A 20,362-nucleotide genomic window follows, 5' to 3' on the forward strand; every position below is an offset into this window, starting at 1 on the left:
CGATATGATTGCTCGGACCGCGCGAGGGGCTGCCTTGATGCGGCCGTGCGGACCCGCTGGACGCGAGAGGTGAATGCACTCGAATGGAAACTGCCCGCCGATCCGCTCGTGGTGGCCGTCGCCGCCGGTCGGGTGGCCCGCTGTTCGGACAGCTGCTCACCGCCGCGGTGGAGTCCGCAGCCGATTCGGTGGCGATCCGGTTCGCCCCGGCCGATGATCCCGCCGACGCGCGTGAGCTCACCTACCGGGAACTGGACGAGGCCTCCTCGCGGCTGGCCCGGGAACTGATCGACCGCGGCGTCGGGGCGGGCGACGTGGTCGCCATCGGCATCACCCGCTCGATCGAGTCGGTGCTGTCGGTCTGGGCGATCGCCAAGACCGGCGCCGCCTACGTCCCGGTGGATCCGACCTATCCGGCGGAGCGCATCGCGCACATGGTCTCGGATTCCGGCGCCGTGATCGGCCTGACCCTCTCCGCGCACCGGCCCGCGCTCGGCACCGGCGTGTACTGGCTGGAGCTGGACGATCCGGTGGTGCGCGATCGGGTGGCGGCACGGCCGTCGCATCCGATCTCCTACACCGACCGCGTGCGCCCGCTCACCGAGCTGCACCCGGCCTACGTCATCTACACCTCGGGATCCACCGGCCGGCCGAAGGGCGTCGTCGTCACCCACGTCGGGCTGGGCGCGCTGGTGGCCGCGGAGCGCGAACACTACGGGGTGGCCGAGGATTCGCGGGTGATGCACGTCTGCTCGCCGAACTTCGACGTCTCGGTGCTGGAGCTGATGCTCACCTTCTCCACCGGCGCGACGCTGGTGGTGTCGCCGCCGGAGGTGTTCGGCGGGTACGAGCTGGCGGATCTGCTGCGCCGCGAGCGGGCCACGCACATGCTGATCACGCCGGGCGCGCTGGAATCGGTGGATCCGACGGGCCTGGACGATATCGAGACCGTGATGGTCATCGGCGACCGGTTCGGTCCGGAGCTGGTGGGCCGGTGGGCGCGGGACGGGCGGACGTTCGTCAACGGCTACGGCCCGACCGAGGCCACGATCCTGGTGACCTCCATCGCGCTGACCCCGGGCGAGCCGATCACGATCGGCCCCGCGATCCCGGGTGTCGGTGTGTTCGTACTGGATTCGCGGTTGCGGCCGGTGCCCGCCGGGGTGGTGGGCGAGCTCTACCTGGCGGGTCCGGCCCTGGCGCAGGGGTACCTGGGCCGCCCGGCGCTGACGGCGGGGCGCTTCGTCGCCAGCCCGTTCGGAGCGGAGACCGGCAGCCCCGGCGCTCGGCTGTACCGCACGGGAGACCTGGTGCGGCGCAACGAATCCGACGGCGGGATCGAGTTCCTGGGCCGCTCGGACTTCCAGGTGAAGGTGCGCGGCTTCCGGATCGAACTGGGCGAGATCGACAACGCGCTGACCGAACATCCGGACGTGGACTTCGCGGCCACGCTCGGGCGCCCGCTGCCCGCCGGTGGCACCACCATGGTGTCGTACGTGCTGCCGCGCGCCGGGTCGACGCTCGATACCGGCGAGCTCGAGGAGTTCCTCTCGAACTCCTTGCCCGCGTACATGATTCCGGCATTGATCATGGTGCTGGACGAGATCCCGCTGACACCCATCGGCAAGCTGGACCGCGCGCGGCTGCCCGAACCGACGTTCGCCGCAAGGGCATTCCGCGCGCCGTCCACCCCGGTGGAGCAGATCGTCGCGGACGTGTTCGCGGCGCTGCTGGGCCCCGGGACCCCGATGGAACAGGTGGGTCCGGGAGAGGCCGCACAGGCGGCGGCGCAGGACCGCGCCGGGGCCGCGGCGGGCACCGGGCCGGGCCGGGTCGGTGCCGACGACGATTTCTTCGCGCTGGGCGGCAATTCGCTGCTGGCCGCGCAGGCCGCGGCCCGCATCGGATCCGCGCTCGATGTGCGGGTGCCGGTACAGCTGCTTTTCGAGGCGCCGACGGTGGCCGCGCTGGCCGAACGCGTCGAGCGCCACGCCGGTTCGGCGGCCGGGCAGCAGCTGCGGCCGATGCCGCGCCCGGAACGCATCCCGCTGTCGTACGCACAGCAGCGGATGTGGTTCCTCAACCGCTTCGACCCGGCGAGTGCGGTCAACAACATCCCCGTCGCGGTCCGGCTGACGGGTGCCTTGGATATCGAGGCCCTGCGCGCCGCGGTGCGTGATCTGGTGGAGCGGCACGAGGTGCTGCGCACTGTCTATCCGGAGCTCGACGGCGAGGGGTATCAGCTGGTGCTTCCGGTCTCGGATGCCCTTGCCGTACCGGAGCTTTCGGTGATCGACGCGGAGGAGTCGCGGGTGCCCGCGCTCGTCGCCGAGACGGTGACGGGCGGATTCGACGCCACCGCCGCCCCGCCGGTCCGGCTGCGCGTGCTGCGGCTCGCGGCGGAGGAGCACGTGCTGGTGTGCGTGGTCCACCACATCGCGGGTGACGGCTTCTCGATGGGCCCGCTGACGCGCGACCTGATGACCGCCTACCTGGATCGGGTGCGGGGCGAACGGCCGGGCTGGGCGCCGCTTCCGGTGCAGTACGCCGACTACGCGCTGTGGCAGCGCGAGACACTCGGCGCCGAGGACGAGCCGGAATCACTCCTGGCGCAACAGATCGAGTACTGGCGGCGGCAGCTGGCGGCGCTGCCCGAGCAGCTCGATCTCCCGGCCGACCGACCCCGGCCGCTCGCCGCGACCTACCGCGGTGCGACCGTCGGATTCGAGATCGACGCGCAGGTGCACGCCGCACTGAACGAGCTTGCGCACGAAAATAATTCGACGCTGTTCATGGTCGTGCACGCGGCGCTGGCGGCACTGCTGGCGCGGCTGTCGGGCACCCGCGACATCGCGATCGGCACCCCGATCGCGGGCCGCGGCGAGGCCGAGCTCGACGACCTGATCGGGATGTTCGTCAACACGCTGGTGTTGCGCACCGAGATCGATCCGGGCGTGCCGTTCGCCGAACTGCTGTCCGCGGTCCGCGGCACGGATGTGGCCGCGTTCGGTCACGCGGACGTGCCGTTCGAGCGGCTGGTGGAGCTGCTGGATCCGGCGCGGTCGGCGGCGCGGCACCCGCTGTTCCAGGTGATGTTGACGTTCCAGAATCTGGCACAGACCGATCTGGAGCTGCCCGGCCTGGCGGTATCCGGCGTGGATCTGGCGGTGCCGCTGGCCAAGTTCGACCTGCAGCTGGCGCTGGCCGAGCGCACCGATGAACGCGGTGTGCCGCAGGGCATCTCGGCGGCCTTCACCTATGCCACCGACCTGTTCGACGAGGCCACCGTGCAGGACTTCACCGACCGGTTCCAGCGCATGCTGGGCGCGGTCGCCGCCGATGCCGGTGCGGTCGTGGGCGATATCGACGTGCTGGCGCCCGGCGAGCGGGAACTGGTGCTGCACGAATGGAATTCGTCCGGTGCTCAGGTGCCGCCGGTCACACTGGTGGATCTGATTGCCGCACAGGCACATCGGCGTCCGGATGCGACCGCGATTCGCTTCGGCGACGCCACGCTGTCCTTCGGCGAGCTGCAGCGGCGGGCGAACCGGGTCGCACGGGCCCTGATCGACCGGGGCGTCGGCCCGGAATCGCTGGTGGCGGTGGCCATGCCGCGCACCGAGGAGCTTCCGGTGGCGCTGCTCGGCGTGTTGATCGCGGGTGCCGGATACCTGCCGATCGATACCGCCTATCCGGCGCAGCGGCTGGAGTTCATGCTCTCCGACGCCGCGCCAGCCTGCATCCTGACCACCGCGTCGGAGCGAGAAGCGCTGCCCGCGAGCGATATTCGCGTGGTTCTGTTCGAGGAGAGCGTGGAGTTCCCCGGCTCCCCGGTGGCCGACGCCGATCGGGTCGCGCCGCTGCGGCCGGAGAATCTGGCGTACGTCATCTACACCTCCGGCTCCACCGGTGTGCCGAAGGGCGTGGGCGTCGCGCACGGCAACGTGCTGGAGCTGTTCGCCAACACCCAGCTGCTGTTCGATTTCGACGAGACCGACGTGTGGACGCTGTTCCACTCCTCCGCCTTCGACTTCTCGGTGTGGGAGCTGTGGTGTGCGCTGGCCAACGGCGGCGCGGTCGTGGTGGTCGACTTCCTGACCTCGCGGTCGCCGGAGTTGTTCCGCGAGTTGCTGATTCGCGAGCAGGTCACGGTGCTGAATCAGACGCCGTCGGCGTTCTACCAGTTGGCGGAGGCGGACCGGGCGGCGCACGCGGGCGGGTCGGGCAAGTTCGCGCTGCGCTATGTCGTCTTCGGTGGTGAGGCGCTGGATCTGCGGCAGTTGCAGCGCTGGTACGAGCGGCATGCGTCGGATGCGCCGCAGTTGGTGAACATGTACGGGATCACCGAGACGACGGTGCATGTGTCGTTCTTGGCGGTGGACGAGCGGTTGGCCGATATTCCGGCCAGTGTGATCGGTCGTGCGCTGCCGGGTCTGGATGCGTATGTGCTCGATGATCGGTTGCATCCGGCGCCGGTGGGGGTCGCGGGGGAGTTGCATATCAGTGGTGTGCAGGTGTCGCGCGGGTATCTGGGCCGTCCGGGGTTGACCGCGTGCCGGTTCGTGGCGAATCCGTTCGGTGGGGCGGGGTCTCGGATGTATCGCACGGGTGATATCGGCCGGTGGGCGGGTTTCGGTGGGGAGGCGAATCTGGAGTATGCCGGGCGTGGTGATCAGCAGGTGCAGTTGCGCGGGTTCCGGATCGAGTTGGGGGAGATCGAGGCGGCGTTGCTGCGGTGTGACGGGGTGAGTCAGGCCGTGGTGCTGGTGCGTGCGGACGAGCAGGCCGGTGACCGGCTCGTCGGATACGTTGTGCCGGAAGCTGGTTCGCAGCTCGACTCGGCCGCGCTGCGGACGCGTGTCGCCGAATTCCTCACCGCCTACATGGTTCCGGATGCCGTCGTGGTGCTGGACGTGCTGCCGCTCACGGCGAACGGGAAGCTCGATCGCAAGGCGCTGCCCGCGCCGGAGTTCCTCGGGTCGGCCGCGTACCGGGCGCCGGGCACCCCGATCGAGCAGGCGGTCGCCGATGTGTTCGCCGGGCTGCTCGGCGCCGGTGAGGTCGGCCTGGACGACGACTTCTTCACGCTGGGCGGCAACTCCCTGCTCGCCACCCGCGCGGTGGCGCGGATCAACGAGGCGCTGGACTCGAACGTCGTGGTCCGTGAGGTCTTCGAGGCACCGACCGTCGCCGCGCTGGCGGCGCGGATCGTGCCGGGCGCGGCCGCCGGGGCGGTGCGGCCGAAACTGGCGCCCGTGCCGCGCGTCGACCGGATTCCGCTGTCGCTCGCGCAGCAGCGGATGTGGGTCATCAACCAGCTCGACCCCGAATCACCGTCCTACAACATCCCGTTGGCGGTCCGCCTGACCGGCGCGCTGGACGTGGCGGCGCTGCGCCGGGCGGTCACCGACGTGCTGGAGCGGCATGAGGTGCTGCGCACCCGCTACCCGGCCGGGGGTCCGGGCGGGCTGCCGTATCAGGAGATCCTGTCGGCCGCCGAGGCGCTGCCGGACGGGCTGCCGGTGGAGACCACCACCGACCCGGTCGGCCACATCACCTCGCTGATGTCTGCGGGATTCGATGTGACACAGCAGGTTCCGGTGCGCGCGGTGCTGCTGGAGCAGGGCGGGGACCACCTGCTGGCGCTGGTGCTGCACCACATCGCCGGTGACGGCGCCTCCCTGGCTCCGCTGGCCCGAGACGTGATGACCGCGTATCTCGCCCGCCTCGAGGGGCGCGAACCGGGTTGGGCGCCACTGGAAGTGCAGTATGCCGACTTCGCCGTGTGGCAGCGCGGCGTGATCGGCACCGACGACGAGGCCGATTCGATCGCCGCCCGGCAGCTGGACTACTGGCGGGCGCAGCTCGCCGGAATCTCCGGCACCGCACTGCTGCCGCCGGACCGCCCGCGACCGCAGACGCCGTCGATGCGCGGCGGCCAGGTGGGATTCGAGCTGCCCGCAGTGGTGCACGAGGGACTGCTTCGCATTGCGCGCGAACACAATTCGTCGCTGTTCATGGTGGTGCACGCGGCGCTGGCGGCGCTGCTGGCCCGGCAGTCGGGCAGCGCCGACATCACGGTCGGCACGCCGATCGCGGGCCGTGGCGAGCGCGCGCTCGACGATCTGGTCGGCATGTTCGTCAACACGCTCGCGCTGCGCACGGGGGTGAGCACCGCCGACACCTTCGACGCGCTGGTCGAAAAGGCGCGCGAGACGGATCTTTCCGCGTTCGGCAACTCCGATATCCCGTTCGAGCGGGTGGCCGAGGTCGTCTCCCCGGGCCGCTCGGGCGAGCAGAGCCTGTTCCAGGTGATGCTGTCGTTCCAGAACACCGAGCAGCCGACGCTGGAGCTGCCGGACCTGACCGTCGCGGCGCTGGACACCGATGCGGTGATGGCCAAGTTCGACCTGCAGGTGATCGTGGAGCCGCGGCACGACCAGACGGGGTCACCCGCCGAGCTGATCACCGTATTCACCTATGCCGCCGATCTTTTCGACGAGTCGACGATGCGGGCGCTGGGCGGCCGTTTCGAGCGGATCCTGGCCGCGGTGGCCGCCGATCCGCAGGTGCTCGTCGGCGATATCGACCTGCTGGACGAGCGGGAGCGGGCGCAGGCCGACGTGGCTCGGGCCGAACCCGTGGAGCGGGTGTCGGCGAACGGCACCGCGCTACCGCAGGCGCTCACGGCGGTGGTGGAGGACGATCCCGACGGTCCCGCACTGGCTTTCGGCGATGACGCGGTGACCTATCAGGAACTCGATGCGCGGTCGTCGCGGCTGGCGCGGGTGCTGATCGGCCGGGGCTGCGGGCCGGGAACCGGAGTGGCGGTGCGGCTCGACCGCGGCGTCGAATCGGCCGTGGCCGGTTGGGCCGTGCTGAAGGCCGGGGCCGCCGTGATACCGGTCGGTGACGGTGCGGCGCTGCCGGCGTCGCTGGAGATCAAGGTCGGGCTCACCACCGGGTCGGCTCCCGGGAGTGACGGCATCGACTGGCTGCTGCTCGACGATCCGGCCGTGGCCGCCGAGATCGCCGGGGAATCGGCGCGCCCGGTCACCTACGCCCACCGGACGCGGCCGCTGCGCGGTGCGGATCCGGCCCGCGCGACCGCCGACGGCACCGTGACCTACGACCAGCTGGCGACGGCCGTCGACCGGCTGCGCACGCGCACGGACCTGACGTTCGAGTCCCGGACGTTCCGGCAGGGGACCGCGGACGGCTTCGGCATGCTGCTGGAGCTGGCGGCCGCGGGCGTCGCGGGCGCGTCGATCGTGCTGCCGAGTGCGGTCACGAGCGAGGCGCTGGCGGACGAGTGGGTGACACACCTGTTCGGCGATGCCTCCGAGCTCGGAGAACTGGATCCGGAGCCCATGGAGGACCTGCGGGCCGTGGTGGTCGAGCGGGGCCCGGCACCGTCCGCCTTCGGCGCCGCCGAGGTCGTGGTGGTGCTGGACGAACTGTTGCCCGGTCATAGCGAACGGCCCTGAAGTTCTCGTGCCCCCGAACTCGGGGGCGTGCACAACCAGGGAAGATGCGATAGGTGCGCGAACCAGGCATGATCGGTGAGATTCGGCGTGAGCACGGAAAAGGTTGCATGGTGATGTTCGGCAGCGTTGCGAGCACGCGGGACGGTAGGTCCCGGAGACAGGGCCGGGTGTCTGCGTGAACCGTCCGGAACGCCGGCGGCCCACCCGTGCCCGGCGCGCACGCGTCACCACGCTGCCGAGGCTGCTGACGACGGCCGTCGAGACGAACCCGGACGGCGTCGCCCTGGTGTTCGCCGATGCGTCGGCGACGTTGGCGGAGTTGAGTTACGCGGAGCTGGATGAGCGGTCGACGCGGTTGGCTCGTTTGTTGATCGAGCGTGGGGTGGGGCCGGAGGATCTGGTCGCGGTCGGTATTCCGCGGTCGGTGGATTCGGTGGTCGCGGTGTGGGCGGTGGCGAAGTCGGGTGCCGGTTTCGTGCCGGTGGATCCGAACTATCCCGCGGAGCGCGTGGCGCACATGGTCGCGGATTCCGGTGCTGCGCTCGGGCTCACGGTATCCGCGGTGCGCGACGGGCTGCCCGGCGGTATCGACTGGCTCGTGCTCGACGGCGATGACCGGCCGCGGCTGGAGCAGCGGTCGGTGGAGCCGATCACGAACGCCGATCGGGTGCGTCCGCTGCGTGCCGAGCATCCGGCGTATGTGATCTATACGTCGGGTTCGACGGGGTTGCCGAAGGGTGTTGTTGTCACGCAGGCGGGTTTGTCGGGTTTTTGTGATGAGCAGCGTGAGCGTTATCGGGTCGGGAATGATTCTCGGACTTTGCATTTCGCGTCGCCGTCGTTCGATGCGTCGGTGTTGGAGTTGTTGTTGGCGGTGGGTGGTGCGGCGGCGATGGTGGTGGTCGCGCCGTCGGTGTACGGGGGTGACGAGCTCGCGGCGCTGCTGCGGCGGGAGCGGGTGACGCACGCCTTCATTACTCCGGCCGCATTGGCTTCGGTGGACCCCGCGGGCCTGGATGATCTGCGGGTGGTGGTGGCCGGTGGTGAGGCGTGTCCGCCGGATCTGGTGCGGCGCTGGGTGATTCCCATCGGTGACGGCACTCGGGAGTTCTGCAACGGTTACGGTCCCACCGAGACCACGATCATGACCAACATCAGCTCGCCGCTGGTGCCGGGCGAGATCGTGACCATCGGGGGGCCGGTCCGGGCGGTTACCGAATATGTCCTCGATGAACGGCTGGCACCTGTGGCCAATGGCGCCGTCGGCGAGTTGTACATCACCGGCGCGCAATTGGCTCGCGGATATCACCAACGACCCGCGCTGACGGCCGCGCGGTTCGTCGCGAACCCGATGGATCCGGAGGGCTCTCGCCTCTATCGCACCGGAGATCTGGTGCGCCGGACCGTCGCCGGTGATCTGGAGTATCTGGGCCGCAACGATTTTCAGGTGAAGATTCGTGGCTTCCGGATCGAGCTGGGTGAGATCGATGCGGTGCTGGCGGCTCACGATTCGGTCGATTTCGCGGTCACGATCGGCCACCGGCTGGACAGCGGCGCAACGATTCTCGCGTCCTACGTACATGCGGCGAACGGCGCGGTCGACACCGGGGAACTGCTCACCTGGGCGGGCCGCAGCCTGCCCGGGCATATGGTGCCGACGAGTGTGGTGGTGCTGGACGAGATCCCGCTGACCCCGGTCGGCAAGCTGGACCGCGCCGCGCTGCCCGCACCTGTGCTGCAGGCCAAGGAGTTTCGCGCGCCGTCCGGTCGGCTCGAGATTCTGGTGGCCGAGACCTTCGCCGAGCTGCTGCACGCGACCGAGGCCATCGGAGCCGACGACGACTTCTTCGATCTGGGCGGCAACTCGCTGATCGCCACCCAGGCCGCGGCCCGGCTGGGCGCCGCCCTCGGCGCCCGCATTCCGGCCCGGCTGCTGTTCGAGGCGCCGACCGTGGCCGGGTTGGCGGCCGGAATCGAGCCGCTCGCCGACGCGGGCGGACGGGTGCCGCTGGCTCCGATGCCGCGGCCCGATCGCATACCGCTGTCCCCCGCGCAGCAGCGGATGTGGTTCCTCAACCAATTCGACACAGCGTCGGCGGCCAACAACATTCCGTTCGCCGTGCGGCTGTCGGGGGAGCTCGATATCGCGGCGCTGCAGGCCGCGGTCGCCGACGTGATCGAGCGGCACGAGACGCTGCGCACCGTGTACCCGTCCGAGGACGGCACCGGGCACCAGGTGATCGTGCCGACCGAGCGCGCGGTGCCCGATTTGGAGCCGAAACCCGTTGCGCCGGAGGAACTCGAGGACCGGCTGACCGCGTTCGCGTTCGCGGGATTCGACGTCGCGGCGGAGGTGCCGCTGCGAATCGTGCTGCTGGCACTGGATTCCGGCACCCCGGGCGAGCCCGCCACCGACCACATCCTCGCCATCGCGATCCACCACATCGCCGCCGACGGCGCCTCGATGGCTCCGCTGGTCCGCGACCTCATGACCGCCTACCTGTCCCGCTGCGGCGGCGCCGCGCCCGGGTGGGATCCGTTGCCGGTGCAGTACGCCGACTACACGCTGTGGCAGCGCGCCATGCTGGGCGCGGAGGACGATCCCGCCTCGGAAGCCGCTGCCCAACTGGCCTATTGGCGTTCGGCGCTCACCGGCCTGCCGGAGCGTCTGGACCTGCCTATCGATCACCCGCGGCCCGCGGTCGCGTCCGGTCGCGGCGGTCAGTACGCGTTCGAGATCGACGCCGAGACGCACGGCCGACTGGTCGAACTCGCCCAGGATTCGGGTGCTTCGCTGTTCATGGTGGTGCACGCCGCATTGGCGGTGTTGCTGGCGCGGTTGTCGGCCACCGATGACATCGCTGTCGGCACGCCCATGGCGGGCCGTGGTGAGCGTGAGCTGGACGATTTGATCGGCATGTTCGTCAACACCTTGGTGCTGCGCACACGCGTGGATTCGTCGGTGTCGTTCGTGGATTTGGTTGCTGTGGTGCGGGAGACGGATCTGGGTGCGTTTTCGCATGCGGAGTTGCCGTTCGAGCGGTTGGTCGAGGTGTTGGATCCGGTGCGTTCGCAGGCGCATCATCCGTTGTTTCAGGTGGCGTTGTTCTTCCAGAACATGGACAAGCCACCGCTGGAGCTGCCCGGCCTGACCGCGACCGCTGTGGAGGCCGGTGGCGCGATCGCCAAGTTCGACCTCCAGCTCACGATCGTGCCGCGCGAGAACGATGGTGTGCCGGAAGGGTTTTCGGCGCTGTTCACCTACGCGGCCGACCTGTTCGACGCGGCGACCGTCGAGGTGTTCGCCGAACGCCTGACGCGGGTGCTGGCGGCGGCCGCCGCGGACGCGCACCGGCCGATCGGCGCCATCGAGCTGTTGCTCGACACCGAGCGGGATCGAATCCTGAACGCCTGGAACGACACTCGGCATCCGGTCGCGCCCGAGCTGCTGCTGGACGGCTACCGCCGCACCGTGGCGCGGCAACCGGATGCGGTGGCCGTGACCTACGAGGGCGCCACGCTCACCTACGCCGAGTTCGACGGCCGGGTGAACCGGCTGGCGCGGCACCTGATCTCGCAGGGTGTCGGTCCGGAATCCCTGGTCGGCCTCGCGGTCCGGCGTTCGCTGGACCTGGTGGTCGGCATGTACGCGGTGATCACGGCCGGTGGTGCGTATGTGCCACTGGACCCGGATCATCCGGCCGAGCGAATCCGGCACGTCCTGGACACCGCCGACCCCGTGTGCGTGTTGACGACGGCGCCGATCGCCGGTGTTCTCGATGTGGCTCCCGCGAACACGAGTGCGTCCGCCGGAACGACGGAGGGCGTGGTCCTGCTCGACGAGCTGGACGTGTCCGAGTTCTCCGATGCTCCGGTGACCGACGCCGAGCGCCATGCGCCGCTGCGCGCTACCAACCCCGCCTATGTGATCTTCACGTCCGGGTCCACCGGTCGCCCGAAGGGCGTGGCCGTCTCGCATGCGGCCATCCATAACCAGATCGAGTGGATGCTCGCACAGTATCCGCTCGGCGGCGGCGACGTGTATCTGCAGAAGACGGCGACGACGTTCGACGTCTCGCTGTGGGGCTACTTCCTGCCCCTGCGGGCCGGAGCCCGGCTGGTGGTGGCCACCCACGACGGGCATCGGGATCCGCTGTACGTGGCGGAAACCATTGCGGCCGAACGCGTCACGGTCACCGACTTCGTGCCGTCCATGCTGACGGTGTTCGCGACCCAGCTCGCTTCCGGTGCGTGCCCGACGCTGCGGGACATCTTCGTGATCGGTGAGGCGTTGCCGCCGGAGACGGTGGATGCGGTGCGTGCGGTCTCGGATGCGCGGGTGCACAACCTGTACGGTCCGACCGAGGCCGCGGTCTCGGTGACCTACTGGCCCGCGGACGGCGCGGACCGCCCGACCGTCCCGATCGGGTTGCCGCAGTGGAACACCCAGGCGTACGTTCTGGACGGACGGCTGCGCCCGGTGCCCGCGGGTGTGCCCGGCGAGCTGTACCTGGCGGGTGATCAGCTCGCGCGCGGGTATGTGGAGCGCCCGGATTTGACGGCGGATCGGTTCGTGGCCAACCCCTTCGGGTCCACCGGTTCCCGCATGTACCGCACCGGCGACCTGGCGGTCTGGCGGGCCGCCGAGGGCGAGTTGCCCGCACGGTTGGACTACCTGGGGCGTACGGATTTCCAGGTGAAGTTCCGTGGACAGCGGATCGAGCTCGGGGAGATCGAAGCGGCGCTGCTGGGGCAGCCGACGGTGAGCCAGGCGGTGGCCGCGGTGGTGCCGTCGGCGCTCGGCGATCAGCTGGTGGCCTACGCCGTGCCCGCGCCGGGCGAGTCGATCGAGCAGGCGGATCTGCTTGCGGCGGTGGCGAAGATCCTGCCCTCCTACATGGTCCCCGGCACGATCGTGGCGCTGGATGCCTTCCCGCTCAATGCCAGCGGAAAACTCGACCGCAGGGCGCTTCCGGCGCCGGAATACGTGGGTCGCGAATTCCGCGCTCCCGCAACACCGATCGAAGAGATCGTGGCGGAGATCTTCGCCGATGTGCTCGGTGCGGAGCGCGTCGGCGCCGATGACGACTTCTTCGCCCTCGGCGGCAATTCGCTGGTCGCCACCCAGGTGGCGGCGCGACTGGGCGCGGCGGTCGACGGCCGGATCCCCGTCCGGGCACTGTTCGAGACGCCCACGGTCACCGCGCTGGCGGCCGCGATCGAATCCCGCACCCACGACCGCCGCGGCGTCCGGCTGGGCACCCTCGCGCGCCCGGAACGGTTGCCGCTGTCGCTGGCGCAGCAGCGGATGTGGTTCCTCAACCGTTTCGATCAGGATGCGGCCACGGCCGGATCCGCCGCGTACAACCTGCCGTTCGCGTTGCGGTTGACCGGTGAGCTGGATGTGCGGGCGCTGTCGGCGGCGCTGGACGACGTGGTGATGCGGCACGAGGTGTTGCGCACCGTCTATCCGGAAACGCCGGACGGGCCGGTTCAGGTGGTACTGCCCGTGTCGGACTTCGCTCACCACGAAGATACGGCCGCGGTGCGGCGCGGCTGGATGTCCGTGGCACCGGAGCCGATCGCCGCCGCGGAGGTGGCCGCGGCGGTGTACGAGCTGGCGGGGACGCCGTTCGATGTGACCGCCGACGTGCCGATCCGGGTGCGGCTGTTCGATATCGCGGATACCGCGGCCGGTGCGCCGCCCGAGTATGTGCTGGCGGTCGTCGTCCACCACATCGCGGCGGACGGTTCGTCGATGGCTCCGCTGGTGCGCGATGTCATGACCGCCTACGCGGCGCGGTCCGCCGGTGCGGCGCCGGGATGGGCGCCGCTGCGGGTGCAGTACGCCGACTACGCGCTCTGGCAGCGTGCGGTGCTGGGCGTGGAATCGGATGCGGATTCGATTGCGGCACAGCAGATTGCGTACTGGCGCCAGGAACTGTCGGGACTGCCGGATCTGCTGGAGCTGCCGACGGATCGGCCGCGGCCCGCGGTCGCTTCGCTGCGGGGCGGGCGGGTCGACTTCCGTATCGACGCGGCGGCACATGCCGGGCTGAGTGAGCTGGCGCGTGCGCACGGGGCGACGCTGTTCATGGTGGTGCATACGGCGCTGGCGGTATTGCTGGCGCGGCTGTCCGGAAGCGACGACATCGCGGTGGGCACGCCGGTCGCGGGCCGTGGCGAGGCCGAGCTCGATGATCTGATCGGGATGTTCGTCAATACCGTCGTATTCCGGTCTCGGGTCGATCGTGGCGAGTCGTTCGTGAATCTGCTCGCGCGGCAGCGAGAGACCGATCTCCAGGCGTTCGCCCACGCCGACATTCCGTTCGAGCGACTGGTCGAGGTGCTCAACCCGCCGCGGTCGACCGCGCACCATCCGCTGTTCCAGGTCGGGTTGTCGTTCCAGAATCTGGCGCGTACCGCGGTGGAGCTGCCGGGCCTGAGCGTCGCGGGCGTCGACGCGGACCTCGATGTGTCGCAGTTCGACCTGCATCTGATCGTCGCCGACGGCTACGACGAGCACGGCCATCCGGCCGGAATCGGCGGGTTCTTCACCTACGCCGCGGATCTCTTCGACGCGGCCACCGTCGCGAGCTTCGCGGATCGGCTGTCCCGCATCCTGTCCGCGGTGATCGCCGATGCGACCACCGCGGTCGGTGACCTGCCGCTGCTCGACCGCGACGAGCGCAACCGCGTCCTCGTCGCCCCGAATGCCACGGGGTACCCGCTGAATTCGGGTGCGCTGAGCGCGATCGGGGCCGACGGCGGCGCCCTGCACACCCTGGACGCGCTGCTCGCCGCCAGCGTCACGGCGTATCCGGATGCGGTAGCGCTGGTCGCCGACTCCGGCGAACCGGTCACCCTCACCTACGCCGAGCTCGGCGAGCGAGTGAATCGCCTTGCCCGGCACCTGATCTCACTGGGTGTCGGCCCGGAGACGCGGGTGGCGCTGGCGCTGCGCCGCTCCGTGGACCTGGTGGTCGCCATGTACGCCGTCTCGGTCGCGGGCGGTGCGTACGTGCCGGTGGATCCGGATCAGGCGCCGGAGCGCGTGGGCTACATCCTCGAGACGGCCGATCCGGTGTGCGTCCTGTCGACGTCCGCCGTCGCCGATCTTTCCGGGACGACGGCGCCGGTCGTCCTGCTCGACGAGCTGGACCTGCCGGGCCTGTCCGCCGCCCCACTGACGGATGCGGATCGCACTGCCCCGCTGCGTCCTTCGAACACCGCCTACGTGATCTTCACGTCGGGTTCGACCGGTCGCCCGAAGGGTGTGGCGGTGCCGCACGGCGCGATCGTCAACCAGTTGCTCTGGAAGAAGGCCGAATTCGGCCTGCACCCCGACGACGCCGTGCTGCTGAAGACCGCCGCGACCTTCGACCTGTCGGTCTGGGAGTTCTGGTCCGCCGCGGTGTCCGGTGCGCGCCTGGTGATCGCCGCGGCGGACGGCCACCGCGACCCCGCCTACCTGAACGAATTGATGGCCCGGGAATCGGTGACCACGCTGCACGTGGTGCCGTCGATGCTCGACGCGCTGCTGGCCGATGCGGCCGCCCGCGGACCCGGCGACGCCTACCGCGTGCCCGGCGCCCGGCAGGCGACGGAACGGCTGGGCATCTCCGATTCCGTAGTGGCGCTGTGGAAGTCGCTGCGGCGAGTGCTGGCGATCGGCGAGGCGTTGCCGGGCGCGCTGGCGCAGCGATTCCGGTCGGCGCATCCGGATATCGACCTGTTCAACCTGTACGGCCCCACCGAGGCCGCGGTCTCGATCACCAACCACCCGGTGACCGACGCCGACCAGGCGTCGGTGCCGATCGGCGTGCCGGAGTGGAATTCCCAGGTGTACGTGCTGGACTCGCGCCTGCACCCGGTGCCCATGGGGGTCTCCGGCGAGGTGTATCTGGCGGGAGCGCAGCTGGCCCGCGGCTACTTCGGTCGCCCGGACCTGACCTCGGATCGCTTCGTGGCCAACCCGTTCGGCGTCCCCGGCGCGCGGATGTATCGCACCGGCGACCTGGCGGCCTGGAATGCGGGCGGGGAGCTGGAGTACCGGGGCCGCACGGATTTCCAGGTGAAGGTCCGCGGCTTCCGCATCGAGCTGGGCGAGATCGAGGCCGCGCTGCTGGCGCTGCCGGAGGTCGGGCAGGCGGCGGTGCTGGCCAAGCGCGACCGGAGGATCGGCGATCGCCTGGTGGCCTACCTGGTCGCGAGCACCGGCGAACTCGATGTGGCGCAGGCGAAGTCGGCCCTGAGCGCCGGGCTGCCGTCCTACATGGTGCCGTCGGCCTTCGTGGTGCTGGAGGCGCTGCCGCTGACGGTGAACGGCAAGCTGGACCGTAAGGCGTTGCCGGATCCGGAGTTCGACACCGCGGTCTACCGGGCGCCGTCGACTCCGATCGAGGAGATCGTGGCGGGCACGTTCGCCGAGGTCCTCGGCAAGGAGCGCGTCGGCGTCGACGACGATTTCTTCGCGCTCGGCGGCAATTCGCTGCTGGCCACCCAGGTCGCCGCCCGCATCGGTGCGGCCCTGGATTCCCGGGTCTCGGTGCGCAGCCTGTTCGAGGCGCCGACCGTGGCGGCCCTGGCCGTCGCCGCCGAACAGTCCGCGGGAACGGCATTGCCGCCACTGACCGCGCAGCCGCGCCCCGACCACATCCCGCTGTCGTTCGCGCAGCAGCGCATGTGGGTGCTCAACCAGTTCGACACGGCCGCGGCCGTGTACAACATCCCGGCGGCCATCCGGTTGTCGGGGACCCTGCACCCGGCCGCGCTGCGGGAAGCGGTCGCGGATCTGGCGGCGCGCCACGAGATCCTGCGCACCGTCTACCCCCTGACCGGCGACGGGCCGGTGCAGGAGATCCGGCCGGTACACGCGATCGATATCGACGTGACGCCGACGCCGGTGCCCGCGGCCGATCTCGCCGCGGCGGTGGAGCGGGTGATGACTCGGGGTTTCGATGTCACCGCCGAGGTGCCGTTCCGGATCGCCCTGCTGCACCCGGAGCCGGAAGAGTCTGCGGCACAGGATGTTCCCGACGAGTACGTGCTGGTCTTCGTCGCCCACCACATCGCCACCGACGGCTGGTCGATGGGACCGCTGACCCGGGACCTGATGCTGGCCTACGCCTCCCGCAGCGGTGGCGAGGCACCGGCCTGGGCGCCGCTTCCGGTGCAGTACGCCGACTACGCGCTCTGGCAGCGCCGCGCCCTCGGCTCCGAGGACGATCCGGACTCGCTGCTCGCACAGCAGGTGGCGCACTGGCGGCGCGAGCTGGCGGCCCTGCCCGAGCAGCTGGATCTTCCGGCCGATCGTCCGCGTCCGGACACGGCCTCCTACCGTGGCGCCACGCTGGAGTTCGAGATCGATTCAGAGCTGCACGCGGAGCTGAACCGGGTTGCCCGCGACCATCATTCGACGCTGTTCATGGTCGTGCACACCGCACTGGCCGTGGTACTCGCGCGGTTGTCCGGCACCAGGGATATCGCGATCGGCACCCCCGTCGCCGGTCGCGGCCACGCCGCGCTGGACGATCTGATCGGCATGTTCGTCAACACCCTGGTGCTGCGCACCGAGGTCGATCCGGCCGCCACCGTCGGGGAGCTGCTGGGCGCCGTGCGCCGCACCGATGTCGCCGCCTTCGCCCACGCGGACGTGCCGTTCGAGCGACTGGTGGAACTGCTGGATCCGGTGCGCTCGGCCGGTCGGCACCCGCTGTTCCAGGTGATGCTCACGTTCCAGAATCTGGCGCCGACCGACCTGCGCCTGCCGGGGCTGACGGTTTCCGGGGTACCCGCGGCGGCACCGCCGGCGAAGTTCGACCTGCAGGTGACCCTCGCCGAGCGCATCGGCGATTCCGGTGCGGCACAGGGTATCTCCGCCGCGCTGACCTATGCCACCGATCTGTTCGACGCGGAAACCGTGCAGGAGTTCGCCGAACACTTCCGGCGCGTCCTCGCCGCGCTGGCCGACTCCGCCACGGCCGTGGGCGATATCGAGCTGCTGACCGGCGAGGACCGGGATCGGGCGCTGCGCCGGTGGAACACGCCCCTCGCCGCACCGCGCACGGCGACGGAACCGACTCTCGTCGCGCTGATCGATGAGCAGGTGCGCCACCGCCCCGAGGCGACGGCGATCCGTGCCGGTGACACCACGCTGACCTACGGCGAGCTGGACCGGTGCGCCAACCGCGTCGCCCGGGCGCTCATCGCACAGGGGGTGGGCCCGGAATCGCTGGTGGCCGTCGCGGTTCCGCGCACCGAGCACCTTCCGATCGCGCTGCTGGGCGTGCTGAAGGCCGGGGCGGCCTACCTGCCGATCGATACGGCCTATCCGGCACAGCGCCTGCGGTTCCTGCTGTCCGACGCGGCACCGGCCTGCCTGATCACCACCGGGCATGAACGGAAGACGCTGCCGGACACCGAAATCCCGCAGGTAGCGCTCGACGAGCTGCCGGATCTCGACGACTCTCCGGTGACCGACCGCGACCGCCTCGCACCGCTGCGGCCGGACCACCTCGCCTACGTCATCTACACCTCCGGGTCCACCGGCACGCCCAAGGGCGTGGGCGTCGCGCATCGAAATGTCCTGCAGCTGCTGGCCAACGCGCGGCCGCTGTTCGGCTACGGCGAATCCGACGTGTGGACGCTGTTCCACTCCTTCGCCTTCGACTTCTCGGTGTGGGAACTGTGGGGTGCGCTGAGTTCCGGCGGCGGCGTGGTCGTGATCGACTACCTGACCTCGCGCTCGCCGGAGCGGTTCCGGGAGTTGCTGATCCGCGAGGGCGTCACGGTGCTCAATCAGACGCCGTCGGCGTTCTATCAGCTGATCGCCGCCGACCGGGCCGCGCCGCCGGAGCCATTCGCGCTGCGCCACATCGTCTTCGGCGGTGAGGCGCTGGACGCGCGGCGGCTCGCGCCCTGGTGCGAGCGGCATCGCGAGGCGCGGCTGGTCAACATGTACGGCATCACCGAGACCACGGTGCACGTCTCGTACCTCGAGCTGGACGACGACGCGCTGGGCGAATCGGCCGGAGTCATCGGTCGTCCGCTGCCCGGCCTGGAAGCGTACGTGCTCGACGAGCGCCTGCACCCGGTCCTCGAGCGGGTGCCGGGCGAGCTGTACGTGGCCGGTGACCAGCTCTCGCGCGGCTACCTCGGCCGACCCGGGCTCACCGCGACCCGGTTCGTCGCGAATCCGTTCGGACCGCCCGGATCCCGGCTGTACCGGACCGGTGACATGGGACGTCGCCGATCCGGCGCTACCCCGAACCTGGAGTATGCCGGGCGCAGCGACCAGCAGGTGCAGTTGCGCGGATTCCGCATCGAGCCGGGTGAGATCGAGGCGGCGCTGCTGCGCTGCACCGGTGTCGGACAGGCGGTCGTCGTTGTGCACACCGATCCACAGGCCGGTGACCGGCTGGTGGGATACGTGGTGGGCGACGGCGATTCGCGGCCGGACCCCACCGGCCTGCGCGCCGAGGTCGCCGACTTCGTGACCGGGTACATGGTCCCCGACGCGATCACCGTGCTGGACACGCTGCCGCTCACCCCGAACGGCAAGCTCGACCGCCGCGCCCTGCCCGCCCCGGAATTCCACGGCGGCACCACCTTCCGCGCGCCGGCGACCGCCACCGAACAGGCGGTGGCGGACGTATTCGCGGAACTGCTGGGCGTGGACGCGGTCGGGGCCGACGACGAATTCTTCGCGCTCGGCGGCAATTCCCTGCTCGCCACCCGGGCGGTCGCGCGATTGCGCGATGCCACGGGAGCGCGGGCCGAGGTGGCGTGGTTCTTCACCGACGCGTCGGTGGCCGGGATCGCCCGTCGCATCGATACGCAAACCGCCGGCGGCCAGGACGATTCGGCCTTCGGGGTGCTGCTTCCGTTGCGCTCCGGCGAGGGCGATCCGGTGTTCTGCATCCACCCGATGTACGGACTCGCCTGGGCCTATTCCGGTCTGGCCCAGCACGTCTCGGCGCCGCTGTGGGGCCTGCAGTCGCCCGCGCTGGCCGAGGACTACGTTCCGGAATCGCTGCGGGATATGGCCGTCCGCTACGTCGAGGAGATCCGGTCGGTGCGGCCGCACGGCCCGTACCGTCTATTGGGATGGTCGCTGGGCGGGGTCCTGGCACATATCGTCGCCACCGAACTGCAGGCGGCCGGTGAACAGGTGTCGCTGCTGGCCATCCTGGACGGCTATCCGGGTCTGGATGTGGCCGACTTCCACACCGCGGTGCGCGATGCCCTCGCGGAGCTCGGCATCGGCGCCGACGCGCTGCCGCCGGGCGAGCTGCGCGATCTCGGCGACGAGGCGCTGGCCGCGCTGCACGCCACCATTCCCGCCGACCTGGTCGCGTTGACGCCCGAGCGGGTGCGCCGGATCTATCGCAGCGCGGTGCGTTCGGCCGAGCTGGTGGCCGAACATCGCCCGGCGGTCTTCCGCGGCACCGTCCAGTTCTTCCGCGCCGCGGCCGACGCGAGCAATGCCGCCCGCGGCCTGGCCGCCGCGGACTGGGAGCCGTACGTGGACGGCGCGGTCGTCGACCGCCCGGTCCCGGCGCGCCACGAGGAACTGGCGGGCCCTGCCGCGATGGCCGAGATCGGCCCGGCGCTGGCCGCGCTGCTGGCCCCGGACGGTCATTGACCGGGGGCCCGCGCCCCACCGTGCCGGTATCGCTCCGGTACCGGACAATGGTCTAATTCCGGTGCGGCTCGCCCCCATCGTCCCGGAGTTTCCCGTGGTCGCGTAACACGCCCAGGCCGCGTTCGATGGATGAAGGGGGTGGCGCCGCGCAGGCGCATGAGCAACAGCAGGCAGGGTGAGATAGACGTGTTTCGGGTGGTCGGGCAGCACGAAGCGGCTTCGGAAGCGG

1 protein-coding gene and 1 pseudogene are annotated in these 20,362 nt (G+C 70.4%); both read left to right on the forward strand.

Annotated features, from left to right (window positions below; genetic code table 11):
- The first annotated feature begins 83 nt into the window (after positions 1 to 83).
- Positions 84 to 7,487 (forward strand): non-ribosomal peptide synthetase, encoded by a 7,404-nt coding sequence (locus NM1_RS16525; RefSeq protein WP_068020495.1) that lies wholly within the window; start codon positions 84 to 86, stop codon positions 7,485 to 7,487.
- A gap of 229 nt (positions 7,488 to 7,716) precedes the next feature.
- Positions 7,717 to 20,133: pseudogene (locus tag NM1_RS16530) on the forward strand (amino acid adenylation domain-containing protein); the annotation flags it as partial.
- Positions 20,134 to 20,362 lie beyond the last annotated feature (229 nt).

It is taken from the genome of Nocardia mexicana NBRC 108244, from assembly GCF_001613165.1.
Taxonomy (GTDB): domain Bacteria; phylum Actinomycetota; class Actinomycetes; order Mycobacteriales; family Mycobacteriaceae; genus Nocardia; species Nocardia mexicana.

Bases quoted from the DNA above. Each gene is read 5' to 3' on its own strand.
- NM1_RS16525 (WP_068020495.1), top strand. From the start codon at position 84: ATGGAAACTGCCCGCCGATCCGCTCGTGGTGGCCGTCGCCGCCGGTCG.